The 14,247-nt window shown below is 33.7% G+C and carries 15 protein-coding genes and 1 pseudogene; 13 read left to right on the top strand and 3 right to left on the bottom strand.

What is annotated here, in order from left to right:
* The first annotated feature begins 45 nt into the window (after nucleotides 1–45).
* The 8 genes from Q3V31_RS00305 to Q3V31_RS00270 all read left to right on the top strand — a co-directional run bounded on the left by Q3V31_RS00305 (nucleotide 46) and on the right by Q3V31_RS00270 (nucleotide 6,175).
* Entirely contained in the window at nucleotides 46–381 is a 336-nt protein-coding gene (locus Q3V31_RS00305) for a hypothetical protein (RefSeq protein WP_016129298.1), read from the top strand.
* A 105-nt stretch (nucleotides 382–486) separates the two neighbouring features.
* Nucleotides 487–1,488, top strand: a complete 1,002-nt coding sequence (locus Q3V31_RS00300; RefSeq protein WP_000779872.1) for an N-acetylmuramoyl-L-alanine amidase — start codon at nucleotides 487–489, stop codon at nucleotides 1,486–1,488.
* Nucleotides 1,489–1,722: 234 nt separating this feature from the next.
* Nucleotides 1,723–2,685, top strand: a complete 963-nt coding sequence (locus tag Q3V31_RS00295) for an ABC transporter substrate-binding protein (protein ID WP_000233707.1) — start codon at nucleotides 1,723–1,725, stop codon at nucleotides 2,683–2,685.
* A gap of 131 nt (nucleotides 2,686–2,816) precedes the next feature.
* The gene (gene dat / locus Q3V31_RS00290; RefSeq protein ID WP_090813241.1) at nucleotides 2,817–3,692 is read left to right on the top strand and encodes a D-amino-acid transaminase; all 876 of its coding nucleotides are present in this window, start codon (nucleotides 2,817–2,819) and stop codon (nucleotides 3,690–3,692) included.
* Between the two features lie 98 nt (nucleotides 3,693–3,790).
* Nucleotides 3,791–4,438 carry a nitroreductase family protein gene (locus Q3V31_RS00285; protein WP_001105298.1) on the top strand — a complete coding sequence of 216 codons (648 nt, stop codon included), beginning with the start codon at nucleotides 3,791–3,793 and terminating at the stop codon, nucleotides 4,436–4,438.
* 263 nt (nucleotides 4,439–4,701) lie between these two features.
* Nucleotides 4,702–5,190 carry a putative periplasmic lipoprotein gene (locus tag Q3V31_RS00280; protein WP_000713447.1) on the top strand — a complete coding sequence of 163 codons (489 nt, stop codon included), beginning with the start codon at nucleotides 4,702–4,704 and terminating at the stop codon, nucleotides 5,188–5,190.
* A 76-nt stretch (nucleotides 5,191–5,266) separates the two neighbouring features.
* On the top strand, nucleotides 5,267–5,512 hold the full coding sequence (locus tag Q3V31_RS00275; protein ID WP_016129303.1) for a hypothetical protein: 246 nt from the start codon (nucleotides 5,267–5,269) through the stop codon (nucleotides 5,510–5,512).
* Between the two features lie 114 nt (nucleotides 5,513–5,626).
* On the top strand, nucleotides 5,627–6,175 hold the full coding sequence (locus tag Q3V31_RS00270; protein WP_000816790.1) for a cysteine hydrolase family protein: 549 nt from the start codon (nucleotides 5,627–5,629) through the stop codon (nucleotides 6,173–6,175).
* A 35-nt stretch (nucleotides 6,176–6,210) separates the two neighbouring features.
* Here the strand turns inward: Q3V31_RS00270 and Q3V31_RS00265 are convergent.
* Nucleotides 6,211–6,440 (bottom strand): annotated as a pseudogene (locus Q3V31_RS00265) (hypothetical protein).
* Nucleotides 6,441–6,692: 252 nt separating this feature from the next.
* On the opposite strand from Q3V31_RS00265, the gene Q3V31_RS00260 reads away from it, so the two are divergent.
* The 5 genes from Q3V31_RS00260 to adhP all read left to right on the top strand — a co-directional run bounded on the left by Q3V31_RS00260 (nucleotide 6,693) and on the right by adhP (nucleotide 11,898).
* Nucleotides 6,693–7,586, top strand: a complete 894-nt coding sequence (locus Q3V31_RS00260) for a mechanosensitive ion channel family protein (protein WP_016129304.1) — start codon at nucleotides 6,693–6,695, stop codon at nucleotides 7,584–7,586.
* A gap of 152 nt (nucleotides 7,587–7,738) precedes the next feature.
* Nucleotides 7,739–8,857 carry a GAF domain-containing sensor histidine kinase gene (locus Q3V31_RS00255; RefSeq protein WP_001017799.1) on the top strand — a complete coding sequence of 373 codons (1,119 nt, stop codon included), beginning with the start codon at nucleotides 7,739–7,741 and terminating at the stop codon, nucleotides 8,855–8,857.
* 14 nt (nucleotides 8,858–8,871) lie between these two features.
* Entirely contained in the window at nucleotides 8,872–9,507 is a 636-nt protein-coding gene (locus tag Q3V31_RS00250; RefSeq protein ID WP_000694635.1) for a response regulator, read from the top strand.
* A 130-nt stretch (nucleotides 9,508–9,637) separates the two neighbouring features.
* The gene (locus tag Q3V31_RS00245) at nucleotides 9,638–10,492 is read left to right on the top strand and encodes a MurR/RpiR family transcriptional regulator (RefSeq protein WP_001119626.1); all 855 of its coding nucleotides are present in this window, start codon (nucleotides 9,638–9,640) and stop codon (nucleotides 10,490–10,492) included.
* Nucleotides 10,493–10,860: 368 nt separating this feature from the next.
* Complete coding sequence (gene adhP, locus Q3V31_RS00240; protein WP_000649118.1) at nucleotides 10,861–11,898, top strand: alcohol dehydrogenase AdhP; 1,038 nt, start codon at nucleotides 10,861–10,863, stop codon at nucleotides 11,896–11,898.
* Nucleotides 11,899–12,038: 140 nt separating this feature from the next.
* Here the strand turns inward: adhP and Q3V31_RS00235 are convergent, their stop codons facing one another.
* Both Q3V31_RS00235 and Q3V31_RS00230 read right to left on the bottom strand, forming a co-directional pair.
* Nucleotides 12,039–13,058, bottom strand: coding sequence for an ABC transporter permease (locus tag Q3V31_RS00235; RefSeq protein WP_016129305.1), 1,020 nt, complete (start codon nucleotides 13,056–13,058; stop codon nucleotides 12,039–12,041).
* The gene (locus Q3V31_RS00230; RefSeq protein ID WP_088292711.1) at nucleotides 13,055–13,957 is read right to left on the bottom strand and encodes an ABC transporter permease subunit; all 903 of its coding nucleotides are present in this window, start codon (nucleotides 13,955–13,957) and stop codon (nucleotides 13,055–13,057) included. The genes Q3V31_RS00235 and Q3V31_RS00230 overlap by 4 nt, the downstream gene beginning before the upstream one ends.
* Nucleotides 13,958–14,247: the final 290 nt, after the last annotated feature.

The raw sequence follows: 14,247 nt of genomic DNA, 5'->3' as shown, positions 1-14,247 counted from the left end.
TGAATATTGGTCACTTGATGAAATGAATATGGGGCAGGTGAATGTATGACAATGACTGCTGGTCTTTTATTAGTTGGAAGTTGTTTTATTGTAGCAGAACTATGCCAGATTTTTATTCGAAAAAGAATGTATAAGAAGAGAAGACCATATGAATTACAATATGTACCCGTGTTTGTAATTTTGTTTTGCATGTTATTTGCATTACAAAACGCAATTCATTTTTCACCTCTTTTGAACATCTTTTTAAAGTTTGGGTTGTTATACAGCGGTGTTGGAATAGCTCTCATATGTATTTTGTTTTGTATACGTTACATCCACTATCAATCGTACATATTCATTTTAAATTGGTTAAAGAAAAGTGATAGAAGCCGCCTTACATAAGGGGGTTTTTTCTTTGTATTTGTAACGGAACTTGTACAACTAACATAAAATAGGACGAGTAGAAATGTAAGCTTATTACCTTAACGAAAGGAACGAAAAAGATATATGAAACTTGTTATAGACGCAGGGCATGGTGGATATGATTCTGGTGCTGTTGGTAATGGGTTAGTGGAAAAAGAGTTAACACTTCAAATTGCTAGACGTGTACGAGATATTTTATCTGCAAATTATCCAATCAATATTAAAATGACACGTGACAGCGATGTATTCATCTCTTTATCAGAACGTGCTAATATTGCTAATTCATTTGGTGCAGATTATTTTATCTCATTTCACATTAATAGCGGCGGTGGCACTGGATTTGAAAGTTATATTTACAATGCGCTATCTAATAGTAGTTCCGCATATGAAAAGCAACAAAAAATGCATGCAGCAGTCAATCCTGTATTAACTAAATATGGTCTTCGTGACCGAGGAGCCAAAAAAGCAAATTATGCGGTACTAAGAGAGACTGCAATGGATGCAATTTTAACTGAGACTGCTTTTATTGATACAACGTTTGATGCTAATTTATTGAAAAATCCACAATTTATTGAAGACTTAAGTCAAGCGTATGCAAATGGGATAGCAGCTATTTTTGGAGTTGCTCCAAATCCTAATCCTCCAAATCCACAACCTCCAAACCCCCAGCCAACACCACAAACGAAGGGGATCGCCTATATACTTGGGAAAAATGTGAATTTAAGAAGTGGTCCATCAACGTCTTCTTCAGTTATTCGTCAACTAAACTCCCAAGAGTCGTATGTCGTATATCAGGAAAGTAATGGATGGTTGGACTTAGGAAATGGACAATGGGTGTATAATGACCCTTCGTACATTAATTTTGTAAAGACGAGCAATAGTGATGGAAGTGCAATTGGTGTCGCATATATACAAGGAATGAATGTGAATTTAAGAAGTGGTCCATCAACATCTTCTTCAGTTATTCGTAAATTAAATAATCCAGAATCTTATTTAGTATATATGAATCAAAACGGTTGGTTGAACCTTGGTGGTAATCAATGGGTGTACAATGATCCATCATATATTAAATATAAACAATATTAGGAAATTAATTTATAATGTAATACGAATGCGTATTTATGTATAACGTAGATACGCATTTTAAGAATGTTTATTATTTTCATACGTATACACTTTATTTTAAAAATAAACATTTGAATAGCGGATAGAATCTAAATTGTATATATTAAAAAAGTTTTCTGATATACATTGACAATGTATGTAATATACATTAACCTTTAATTGTTAATGATAATCGATTTCATCTAGGGAGGACATATGGTACATAGTAAAAAAATATTTATGTTCTGCATTATGATACTTATGGTAATAATCGCAGGGTGTAGCAAAGAAGAGAAAAAAGAAAATGATACATCAGCTAAAGCAAAAGATTCGTATACTGTAAAGCATGCAATGGGTGAAACAACAGTAAATGGTACACCTAAAAAAGTAGTTGTTTTAACAAATGAGGGTGCGGAGGCACTTTTAGCTGTTGGAGTAACACCAGTTGGAACTACAAAACCACGTGCTGGTGATGAATGGTATCCTCATTTAGCGAAAGATTTAAAAGATACGAAAGTTGTAGGAACTGAGCGTGATATTAATTTAGAGGCAGTTATGAAACTTAAGCCGGATTTAATTATCGGGAATAAAATGCGTCATGAAAAAATATATGAGCAATTGAACGAAATAGCGCCAACTGTATACGCTGAAACATTGCGCGGGGATTGGAAAGAAAACTTTACACTCTATACAAAAGCTGTAAATAAAGAAAAAGAAGGGCAAAAGGCTCTTGAAGATTATAAAAAACGTATTGAAGGAATGAAAGAGAAGTTAGGAGATAAATTGAATTCTAAAGTTTCTATTATTCGCTTCGTACCAGGTGATGTTCGTATTTATCAGAAAAACTCATTCTCAGGTGCTGTTTTAAATGATGTTGGATTTAAGCGACCACCACTTCAAGATAAAGATGAATTTGCGATAAAAGGAATTACAAAAGAGCAAATTCCGAATATGGATGGGGACTACATATTCTACTTTACATCTGATAAAGATGCAGATAAGAATAACGAAGGAAATACGTTAGCAAAAGAATGGACAGAAGATCCACTCTTTAAGCAGCTACAAGCTTCTAAAGACAATAAAGTATTCCAAGTGGATGAAGTAATTTGGAATACAGCAGGCGGTATTAAAGCGGCAAATTTAATGTTAGATGATATTGAAAAATATTTTCTGAAATAAATGAATGGTTGAGTACATCACTTTAAATAGGTGATGTACTTTTTAATTTATTTAAATACAGAAAATTCCTTCTTTAGAGTGTGGATAAGTTGTACAATAAAATCAATCATGGAATAAAGGAGTGGGAAGGAATGAAAGCTACTCATAAAGATTGGATTTTGTTTAACGGAAGAATTGTAAATACGAAAGAAGAACAGCCGATGGTTGCGTTAGAAGAGCGAGGACTCCAATTTGGTGAAGGCATATATGAGGTATTTAGGCTATACGATGGGAAGCCTCATTTATTAGACTTACATTTGGAACGCTTTTTTAAATCTATGAAGGAAATAAATATTGTTCCTCCGTTTACAAAGGAAGAGTTAGTTGAAGAACTTCATCAAATGATTGAAAGAAATCAATTTCAAGAAGATGGGAATGTGTATCTTCAAATATCACGTGGAGCTCAAGCTCGAAATCATGTGTATGAAAAAGATTTACAGCCAACATATTTTGCGAATATTGTTTCGTTTCCAAGACCTATCGCTACTATGGAACAAGGAATAAAGGTTACAGTAGAAGAGGATATACGCTGGAAGTTTTGCCATATAAAATCTTTGAACCTTCTACCTAATATCATGATTAAAAATAAAATAAACGAGCAAGGGTATCAAGAAGCGATATTAGTACGAGATGGAGTTGTAACAGAAGGGTGTCATTCGAATTTCTTTATGGTGAAAAATAATAAATTAATTACACATCCAGCCGATAATTTCATTCTACACGGCATTATTCGTCACTACGTTATTACATTAGCGAAAGCGTTACATATAGAGGTAGAAGAGCGTGAATTTTCATTACAGGAAGTGTACGAATCCGATGAGTGTTTTTTCACAGCGACACCACTTGAAATATTCCCAGTTGTTCAAATTGGTGATGAGAAGTTTGGAAGTGGTGAAAGAGGACCAATTACGAAAAAACTACAAGCTGCATATGAAGAAAGTATTAGTTTGTTTAAAGTGAAAAATTAATAATGAGGAAAAAAGCTGGTATTCCTCCAGCTTTTTTTCATGATATAATTCAACCATAGGACAAGTTTTGAAAACGCTGTAAAAAGGGGATTTAATATATGAATTATGAAGATTTTAAAGAAGTAATTCACGGTAGACGAAGTGTTAGAAAGTTTACAGAACAAGAAGTATCCACTAGTGATATAAAAGAAATTATTGATTGTGCTCGTTATGCACCGAGTGATACGAACTCACAAACGTGGGAGTTCTTGGTCATTATGAACAGAGAGAAAATTAAAGAAATTGAACAAATGACATGGGATGCATTACATAAACTTGCGGCAAAAGCAGCAGAAAATGGAGAAGAGAAAGCAGGGAAATTACTTACACGTTCTTTCGGACCGTATGCGACAGCTTTCTCTGAGGCGCCAGTATTAATCGTATGTTTGGCAACACCATATGAATCAAAGTTCCGTGAAAAGATATTTGATCCAATTGCCTTCGTTCCTGATTCAGTATGGGAAGAAGAAGGAATTAAGAGTAGCTGTTTAGCGGCACAAAACTTAATGCTGGCTGCACATGCGAAGGGTCTTGGTACGTGTCCAATGACAGGACCTGTATTATTAGCTCAGGATGAACTGCGAAAATATTTACAAATTGAGCCTCAAAAACAAATTAATATGGTAATTTCACTCGGTTATCCGAAAGATAAACCGAAGAAACTTCCAAGAAAAGAAGTAGATGAGATTACAACATTTATTTTTTAATTGCTATATAGAAAAGACATTGAAATAACAATGTCTTTTTATTTTGGACAGGTATTTTATTAATCTGTTGGGCTAAAATGATAAATAAGATGAAATTACTATTTATTTCATTAAAAAAAATTAATGTTCTATTAAGGAAAGTATGGTACAGTAGTCGTGAGCAAGCTACTAGTATTTGTTCATGAAAGTGTTAAAAATAGTTTTAAAATTAATAAATTATTTTTGTATAATAAATTATAATGAAATTACAGGGGGGATGAATTTTGAAGAAATTCATAATCGCTGGATTGTCTGTATTGTTATTAGCAGGCTGTGGTGCTCCAAAGGAAAAAGAGGATGCACAGTCAAATCAGGAAGAACAAGTTGTAAATGCAAGTGATGAGAATATGGTTGTATTTCCTGAAGGGGCAATACCAGTTGGAGAAGGGAAAGTAAAAGTCATTACACCAGATGGTACTTCTGAAAATGGAAATATACCGACTGTATTTATCAAAAAAGATACTTTAATTCAGCAAGTCGAGTTAGAACTTTCTAATTTTCAAAACGATAAAGAAACATTCGTATTTGTAGATCAAATATTTGCAGATAAACATCAAGTAACTAGTACAACACAGACAACAGTACAATTAAAAGAAAAAATGCTTGAGACAGGTAGTCATACGATTACCGCAGCCCAGTTTGAAAACAATGACCCGAAAGGAAAAGTCATTAGCTTTAATCAAGCGACATTTGAAACGAAGCCTGCGTCTTAAATAGGGATAAAAAGTACATTGCTTAAAGTGGTAGTGTACTTTTTAATTTGGATAGAATTAGGTTGTTGAGAATAATATGTTTCACTTTCTAGTACGAATGAATAGTAAGAAATTACTCTTTACTACTACGACAGAGAAAGTGGTTGATGATGTGAATCGGTTTGTTCGTATCTTTTTGATTAGTATGATAATGTCAGTAGTTTGGCTTACTATACAAGAGGTTATTCAAATGACGCTCAATTATCAAATCCATGACATGCTAATAGGAGCTGTATGTTTTGTCATTGTGTACCGATTTCATGATAAACTCGGATTAAGGTAAGTATTAAGTTGGAAATGTAGGGATTTCATTTGAAATGTCGAATAGTACATACGATGTCGTAATAACAAATTTTCTATTGTTTACTGTGAAACAGAAGAAGGAGAGATAGTAGTAATGAAACGAGCTCTTATTAATATCGACTATACATATGATTTTGTAGCTGAAAAAGGTGCTTTAACTTGCGGGAAGCCAGGTCAAGAAATTGAGAAAGAACTTGTGCATGTAACGAAGCAGTATATTGAAGAGGGAGATTATGTAGTGTTTGCGATCGATAAACATGAAGACAATGATGTATATCATCCTGAAGCCAAATTGTTTCCACCTCATAATATAGCAGATACAAATGGAAGAGACTTATTCGGTGAATTACAAGATGTATACGAAAAATATAAAAATGCTGAGAATGTATATTACATGGACAAAACAAGATACAGTGCATTTGCTGGAACAGATTTAGAGATGAAGTTAAGAGAACGAGGAATAGAAGAAGTTCATCTTGTAGGTGTTTGTACCGACATCTGTGTTCTTCATACAGCAGTAGATGCTTATAATAAAGGATTTAAAATTGTCGTTTATGAAAAGGCGGTTGCATCTTTTAATGCGCAAGGACATGAATATGCACTTGGACATTTTAAATCTTGTTTAAATGCAGAAGTGAAGTAAAAAAAGAGGCCTTCGATAAGGCCTCTTTTTTACATTTATATAGAAACGACTTGTTTTTGAATTAACTTTTTAATGAACGGACTAATCTTTTCTGGTAGTCGGTTTAAATCGGAAAATTGTACATGCAATGATTCAACTCCGTCTGCTTTTAACAAGCCACATGTAAATTCTGTAATATTTATCCTTGTTCATTGAAAACAGCTACTCCAGCTAAATTGAGTGGTCTTGATCCAATAACTTCTCTTAGTTCTTCGATATAGCCCATTGTTAGTAACCTTCGCGAGTCAAAATATTTTCAAATGAACTATTCGGTGTCATGTGAATGTTTTCCTTTTATTAAGATGAGTAGTGCAGTCTTAAAATAAAGTCATTTAAAAAATTTTCAATTGTCAGCTCCCTTTAGATAATGAAAAAGGTTATATTTATAGAAGAATGTATAACAAGTTTGAAGGTAATCAAAAAGTAATACAAATAAATCAGTTTTGCATGAAATTTTCATTAGTAAGGAAGTGGATGGATGAGTTTATTAACGTATACTGAGGAGTTTTTTAATTATGTAAGGGAATTTTTACTTTTAAGATTTTTACTATTTGCTTTAGTTCTTATCATTATTTCTTTTGTCATAAACCGCATTATTGATTGGTTTTTTAAAAAATCAAGCTTTTTTGATGAAGAGGTAGAGCAGACGATTCAAAGTGTTATTCGATCTATTTTTAGATATATCATTATCATCAGTCTGATCATATATTTAATTAGTCAATTTGTAGATATAAAAAGTATTATTGCAGGTGCAGGGATAGCGGGAGTTGTCATCGGTTTTGCTGCACAACAGATGCTAAAAGATGTTATATTAGGCTTCGCAAGATTAGCGGACAAAGAGTTTCGAGTTGGCGATTTTGTAACTTTTAACGGAACAAATTCAGGAACTATCGAGGAAATTAGTATTCGTTTTATGCAAATTCGTGAATGGTCAGGGAAACTCCTTACCATACCACATGGAGAGATTAGAACGATACAGAATTTTAATAAAGGGTGGATGCGAGTTATTGAACGTATCACGGTAAGTTATCAGGAAGATCCTACAAGAGTTAAGGAATTGTTAGAAGAAGTATGTGTTATTTGTAATGAAAAATTGGACCAAAACCTTTATAGAGTAGATGATGAAACTGTTGAACCATTTAAATATGTTGGAGTTACAGACTTAAATCCTAACCTTAAATATGTTGGATATGAATTTTGTATTACAGGTTTGATTAAACCGGAAGATTATTTTGAAACTTCTAGACAAGTAAGATTTGAATTAATGTCTATGTTCCATAAAAATCAAGTGCAAATGCCAGCAGCGAATATGTTCGTTAACACTGAAAGTTTACAGCATATTCATAGAGGACAATCTTTATCAGACAGTTAAAGAAAATTAGCTGATGTCTGTTTTTATTTAGAATTTGGATTTGAATGAACTGTATGGGATATCTCCTGAAAAAGAGCTGAAGGAATTCAGTTCTTTTTTTGTTTATAGTATTTAGAAATTTCTTAATGTTATAATGATAGTTGGTGATGAGAATGAACATAGATGAAAAAGAGATGCATCGTTTAGAAGCATTAAAAAAAATTGCTGAGTTACTGAATGAAGCGACAAACTTACAGGAAATGTTAGAAAAAGTGTTACATACATTATTACAAGTTATGAATTTACAAACAGGGTGGATATTCTTTATTGATGAAAGTGGAAAGCATCGTATGCTTGTAGACCAAAACTTACCACCAGCTCTTACGTGGCAAGAAAAGAAGCCGATGTGTGAAGGAGATTGTTGGTGTGTAGAACGTTTTGTGAATGGAAGATTGGAAAAAGCGACAAATATTATTGAATGTAAACGAATAGAGGATGCGATTGAATGTAATTGGGGAGAGACTGAAGATGTTACACATCATGCGACAATCCCACTAAGATCTGGATCAGAGAAATTTGGTCTATTAAATGTTGCCTCGCCCCATAAAACACATTTTTCTGAGGAAGAGTTAGCGTTATTAGAAGCGATTGCATTTCAAATTGGAACGACAATACAACGTATTCAATTAGTTGAGAAAGAACGGAAATATGTAGTTGTAGCTGAAAGAAATCGACTTGCACGTGACCTACATGATTCCGTTAAACAATTGTTATTTTCAATTATGCTAACAGCGAAAGGGACTCTAAATATGACGAAGGATAGAGACTTGCAAGAGTTGTTAAGTTATATTGGAGAGTTATCACAGGAAGCATTACAAGAGATGACACTTTTAATTTGGCAATTAAGGCCTGAAGGATTAGAGAAAGGTTTAGCAGAAGCGATACAAAATTACGGAAAACTGTTAGGGATTCAAGTGGAAGTTCGAATTGATGGAATGGTTTTAATTGAAGATGAAATAGAAGAAGTTTTATGGCGTATAAGCCAAGAGGCATTACATAATTGTAAAAAGCATGCTTCGTGTGAAAAAGTATGTGTTCATTTAAGGATTGAAGAGAATAAGCTGCACTTTTACATAGAAGATAACGGAATAGGATTTATACAGGATCAAGTAAGAGAGTCCGCACTGGGTTTGAAAAGTATGAAAGAACGAATTGAATTAATGAGGGGAATTTTTCGAATAAAAGCAGAACCAGAAAAGGGAACGAAGATAGAAATTCAATTACCGGTTTGAGAGGGAGAACGTCTGTGAAAATTAAATTATTACTTGTAGAAGATCATCATATCGTTCGAAGGGGACTTGTATTTTTTTTGAAGACGAGAGAAGAATTTGAAATTATTGGGGAAGCAGAAAATGGTGAAGAAGCATTAACATTCGTCCAAACAGAAAGGCCAGATGTAGTATTAATGGATTTATCAATGCCGAAAATGGATGGTATTGAAGCGACAAAACGTATAAAACAATACGATGAGACGATAAAGATACTTATGCTCAGTAGTTTTTCAGAACAAGATTATGTTTTACCAGCAATAGAAGCGGGAGCAGATGGTTACCAATTAAAAGAAGTGCAGCCAGATCAGCTTGTTGCGTCAATCGTTGCAGTATATCAAGGGAATGCAAATTTTCACCCGAAAGTAACACCTGCACTATTAGGACGATCAGCAGCCAAGAAAAAAAAAGAGAATCCTTTTTCTATGTTAACAAAAAGGGAGCAAGAAGTACTTCGTGAAATTGCGAAAGGAAGAAGCAATAAGGAGATTGCAGCAGAGCTTCATATTACAGAACAAACTGTGAAAACACACGTTTCAAACGTATTGGCTAAATTAGAAGTAGATGATCGTACACAAGCTGCATTATACGCAGTAAAGCATGGGGAACACTAGAAATAAGTATGAATAATTGTGTCATATGTTACGGTAGAATACATAGGAGCAAATAAAATCGCTAAATAAAGGTGTTTCTTCTTTCGATTATTAGGTACAATATAGCTACTATGGAAGGGGAAGATACGATATGCCTGGTACAAAAAGTGGGATTGGAAAGATTCAGGCTTCGTTAAATGGTCTATCACCGAAATTACGAAGTATTGCCGAACATATTTTGAAACATCCACAAGATGTTGTACATAAATCGATTACGGAGTTAGCTGAAGTTACGAATAGTTCTGAAGCAACGATATTCCGCTTATGCAAACACCTAGGTTTTCAAGGGTTTCAAGACCTGAAAATTACATTAGCTCGTGAGATTGTACATACCCCGATGCAAAATATTCATGAGGAAGTATCGGTAGAAGATAATATGGTCACTGTCGCTAAAAAGGTTTTTCATTCACATATTACAGGACTGCAAGATACATTACATTTGTTAAATGATAACGCGTTGGAACAGGCAGTAAGTGCGCTGAATGAAGCGAAACGAATTGAGTTTTATGGAAATGGTGGTTCAGGTATTATTGCGATGGATGCTTATCATAAGTTTATGAGAACGGGTATTTCTTGTATTGCTCATACGGATTCACATTTTCAAATTATGGGAGCTGGCTTGCTGACAAAAGAAGCAGTGGTCATTGCAATTTCTCATTCGGGCAGTAATAAAGGATTACTTGAAGCATTAGAAGTAGCGAAAGCAAGAGGGGCTCGCATTATTGCGATTACAAGCTATCAAAAATCGGCATTAAGCCAACTTGCTCATATAACGCTATATACTTCGACGCGTGAGACGGAATTTCGTACAGAAGCAAGTTCGTCACGATTAGCGCAGCTTAGTTTATTAGATACTTTGTATGTGGGATTGTCATTGCAGCGACAAGAGGAAACACTACAAAATTTACAAAGTATACGTGAAACAATTTCAATGAAGCGAATATAAAAAGCTCTTCAAATGAAGAGCTTTTTATATTGGCGAGTAGTCTGTTGATATACCCTCTAGATCTACTTGTTCTAAGTGTCTATATTACCTATAGTAATAAGCTCTCATCTTTTAGACCATTCATTTGTTAAATCTCGATATTTTGCATATGAAATTTAAGAAATAGCTTGATACATCAAAATACGTATTTGGTAATAATTCAAATATTGTTCAATATTTCACAATAAGCTTATGAAATTCCATGTTATGATGAACCTGTAATGATGATTGAACACTTAAATTTGGTACAATAATTAGCCAAAATAGTGAGGACAGTAGTTGTGAGATAAACTCATTAAAACTCTAAAACACTAAAGGGGAGATCACATATGAAAGCAGTAGTAGTTAATAAAAACAGCAAAGCAAACATTGAAGTTATTGAAAAGGAATTACGTCCGTTACACTCGGGTGAAGCGCTTGTAGATGTAGAGTATTGTGGAGTTTGTCATACTGATTTACACGTTGCAAATCATGATTTTGGAAATACAGATGGCCGTATTCTTGGTCATGAGGGTGTAGGTATTGTTACTAAAATAGCTGATGATGTTACTTCACTAAAGATAGGTGACCGTGTAAGTATTGCATGGATGTTCCAATCTTGTGGACGTTGTGAATATTGTGTAACGGGTAGAGAAACATTCTGCCGTGAAGTGAAAAATGCTGGTTATTCAGTAGATGGTGGTATGGCTGAACAATGTATTGTTACAGCTGATTATGCGGTGAAAGTACCAGAAGGATTAGATCCTGCTCAAGCATCATCAATCACATGTGCGGGCGTAACTACATATAAAGCTATAAAAGTATCAGACATTAAACCTGGTCAACCTATTGTCATCTATGGCTGTGGTGGATTAGGTAACCTAGCTATCCAATATGCTAAAAACGTATTTGGTGCAAAGGTAATTGCAGTAGATATTAATGACGATAAATTAGCTTTAGCAAAAGAGGTTGGTGCGGATATGACTATCAATCCAATTTCTCAAGGTCCTGCTGATAAGATTGTTCAAGATGAGTTTGGTGGTGCTTATGCTGCTGTAGTAACAGCCGTTTCTAAAGTAGCATTCAACTCAGCAGTTGATGCAGTACGTGCTTGTGGTAAAGTCGTTGCAGTCGGTTTACCAGTAGAAACTATGGATTTAAACATTCCGCGACTTGTACTAGATGGAATTGAAGTAGTTGGTTCTCTAGTTGGTACTCGTAAGGATCTGGAGGAGGCATTTATGTTCGGAGCAGAAGGAAAAGTAGTGCCGGTTGTTCAAACATGTTCTCTAGATAAAGTACAAAATGTATTTGAAGAAATGGAACAAGGTAGAATTCAAGGACGTATGGTAATCGATTTTAAACAGCATAATTGTGATTGTAAATAATTCACTTTAAATATAAAAAGCATGAGTCTAGCAAAGGACATGTAAAAAAGTTAGACGGCATGCAGAAGATGGTCCCTGTATTCAATGGGGATCATCTTCTTTATATTCCATTAATAGCAATGCCGATTAATGAGAAATGATTAAAGGTTCAATTTATTTGCAAACGAAAAAGAATCTTTATTTTTAACAAATTTTTTATGATCTGGAACGGTTTTAATTGCTACAACTTGCGAATCTCTTGCTTTCAGTGCATCTTGAATCCCGATTGTCATAAGCTTAATAAAAATAATCGTAATAAAGAATGAAACGAGAGTATAAAAAATAATCCACCATGAAAGATTCATTTCATAACGATTTAATCCAATAAGACCTGCCCAATCATTAGATATAGAAACAGGTTTGGGCACTCCGTCATAGAGTTCCCGCATTTGTATCCCGCCAATTACAATGTTAAGCAACGCTAAATGGATAACGAGTATGAGTGTTTGGACGATATGTTCCATGAATAACACAAATAAGCGATCAAGTAATAAGACTCGTAAGTGTTTTTTGATAATATGAAAACGGCTAGCACCCAGCAATTGAGAACTTAAAATGTAATCTTGTTTCATAAATTCATCAACCTCTGAGGATATATATAAAGAAAGTGTAGGTAGAGCGACGAAAATAAGTACGAGTACTTGATAAAACATAAATGAAATATTTGGGTCTAATCTATCAGCGTTTGATGTGATTACAATATTAACGGGCGTGATGAGTATAAATGCGATAAATAGAGTTGGAATATAATAAAAAACTTCTGAGCATGACTGGAAAAATCTCTTGAATTTTGGAGCGTATAAACTTAAGAGGATTCCTATACATGTTCCGAATAAAATTCGAAAGAAGCTAATTGCCACGGCTAATAAAATGGTGAATTTTGCTCCTTCTACAATTTGTAAGAAAACAGACTCTCCAAAACGATCAGATCCAAAAGGCGGCATTAACGATGGCGAAAAGGGGGCCTTTCCAAGTAATTCGTTATTGTCATTGTAAAGTAACTGAGGAGGTTTTGGGATGTTATCTTTAAAGAACCAACTATAAATAAAACTAGCTGAAACAAGTATGAATAAATAAGTAAAGCCGATTAAAAATCGTTTTGATTTCCAAATAGATTTCATAATGCTGCTCCTTTCAATTGCTTTTGCCATCTATTCATCATGAATGAGATTATTTGAAAAATGGCATAAAACGGTAAAATAATCATAACAAGTATGATAAATGCAGCTGGAGGTGAAATAAACGCCTTCTTAAATAAAAATTGGATAATGCCTTCCATATTAAAAACAAATTCTAAAATGAATAAGTTAGAAAGTAAGAAAACAAAAATCGTTTTTAAATGGTGAAAGAAGTGGATAGATATATTTTTGAATAAATGAATGCATAGTATATAACTTGATGAAAGTCCTTTTCCATATGCAACCTCTACGTAATGTTTTTCATGTTCTTCTTTTATGTATAACACCATCATCCGAAACATTTGTAATGTAGGTAAGACTGCTAAAGATAAAATAGGGAGTAAATAAGCTCGATTTTCATTAAAAGAAATAATGGTGACAGGAGATTCCCCGAATTTCTGAAGTACCCATATGAAAAATATTTGCAAACAAATCATCATCATCATATCAGGGACAGCTTCTAATATGAATACAATTCGGTTTATCCATTTTTTTATATAATCTTTTGCTAAAAAATAAAAAAATGCCATACTAGATGATAGAAAGAGTGCAAGCAAAAAGGCTACAAATAATACAGTAAATGAATAGAGGTAAGGTTCTAAAACAGTTGGAAATAATGGTGTCTTTTTGAAATGACCAAATTTCGGGTCTGATCCTATAACTACTAATGATTCAGGGGAGAAAACCTGTTTTAACATAGTAACGATCTGATTAAAAAAATGAATTGGTTGAAAAGTGAATCCCTGTTGAGTGATAAATAAATAAGGTAAATTTAGTAATAGTAAGAGTGATAAAAGAATTGATGAAAGTTTTATTGTGAATTGAGATATTTTATATAACATTAAATCCCTCCGACATCTTTTTACAACATTATACAATAAAGTTCATATTTTATTTTTGATTTTTCAGAAAAATATAAATTCTATTAGATTTTATAGTATGGAACATATATTTACAAGGTGAAAAAGTGATAGTAGGGAGCCACGCCCTATGTCCATCAAGATAAAAGAACGAGTGAAACTAAAACAATAAAAAAAGAGCAAAATGCACAGAATGCCCATTTTGGAGGTAGTTGCTTTTCTTAGCTTGGTGGGCTATGTGACGTGACCCCTAATAATGAATATTGTTTTTT

The sequence above is a fragment of the Bacillus nitratireducens genome, from assembly GCF_036320425.1.
In the GTDB taxonomy this organism is placed as follows: domain Bacteria; phylum Bacillota; class Bacilli; order Bacillales; family Bacillaceae_G; genus Bacillus_A; species Bacillus_A nitratireducens.
This window is presented reverse-complemented; position numbering and strand designations above follow the sequence as displayed.

Bases quoted from the DNA above. Each gene is read 5' to 3' on its own strand.
- Q3V31_RS00305 (WP_016129298.1), top strand. From the start codon at position 46: ATGACAATGACTGCTGGTCTTTTATTAGTTGGAAGTTGTTTTATTGTA.
- Q3V31_RS00300 (WP_000779872.1), top strand. From the start codon at position 487: ATGAAACTTGTTATAGACGCAGGGCATGGTGGATATGATTCTGGTGCT.
- Q3V31_RS00295 (WP_000233707.1), top strand. From the start codon at position 1,723: ATGGTACATAGTAAAAAAATATTTATGTTCTGCATTATGATACTTATG.
- dat (WP_090813241.1), top strand. From the start codon at position 2,817: ATGAAAGCTACTCATAAAGATTGGATTTTGTTTAACGGAAGAATTGTA.
- Q3V31_RS00285 (WP_001105298.1), top strand. From the start codon at position 3,791: ATGAATTATGAAGATTTTAAAGAAGTAATTCACGGTAGACGAAGTGTT.
- Q3V31_RS00275 (WP_016129303.1), top strand. From the start codon at position 5,267: ATGTTTCACTTTCTAGTACGAATGAATAGTAAGAAATTACTCTTTACT.
- Q3V31_RS00270 (WP_000816790.1), top strand. From the start codon at position 5,627: ATGAAACGAGCTCTTATTAATATCGACTATACATATGATTTTGTAGCT.
- Q3V31_RS00260 (WP_016129304.1), top strand. From the start codon at position 6,693: ATGAGTTTATTAACGTATACTGAGGAGTTTTTTAATTATGTAAGGGAA.
- Q3V31_RS00255 (WP_001017799.1), top strand. From the start codon at position 7,739: ATGAACATAGATGAAAAAGAGATGCATCGTTTAGAAGCATTAAAAAAA.
- Q3V31_RS00245 (WP_001119626.1), top strand. From the start codon at position 9,638: ATGCCTGGTACAAAAAGTGGGATTGGAAAGATTCAGGCTTCGTTAAAT.
- adhP (WP_000649118.1), top strand. From the start codon at position 10,861: ATGAAAGCAGTAGTAGTTAATAAAAACAGCAAAGCAAACATTGAAGTT.
- Q3V31_RS00235 (WP_016129305.1), bottom strand. From the start codon at position 13,058: ATGAAATCTATTTGGAAATCAAAACGATTTTTAATCGGCTTTACTTAT.
- Q3V31_RS00230 (WP_088292711.1), bottom strand. From the start codon at position 13,957: ATGTTATATAAAATATCTCAATTCACAATAAAACTTTCATCAATTCTT.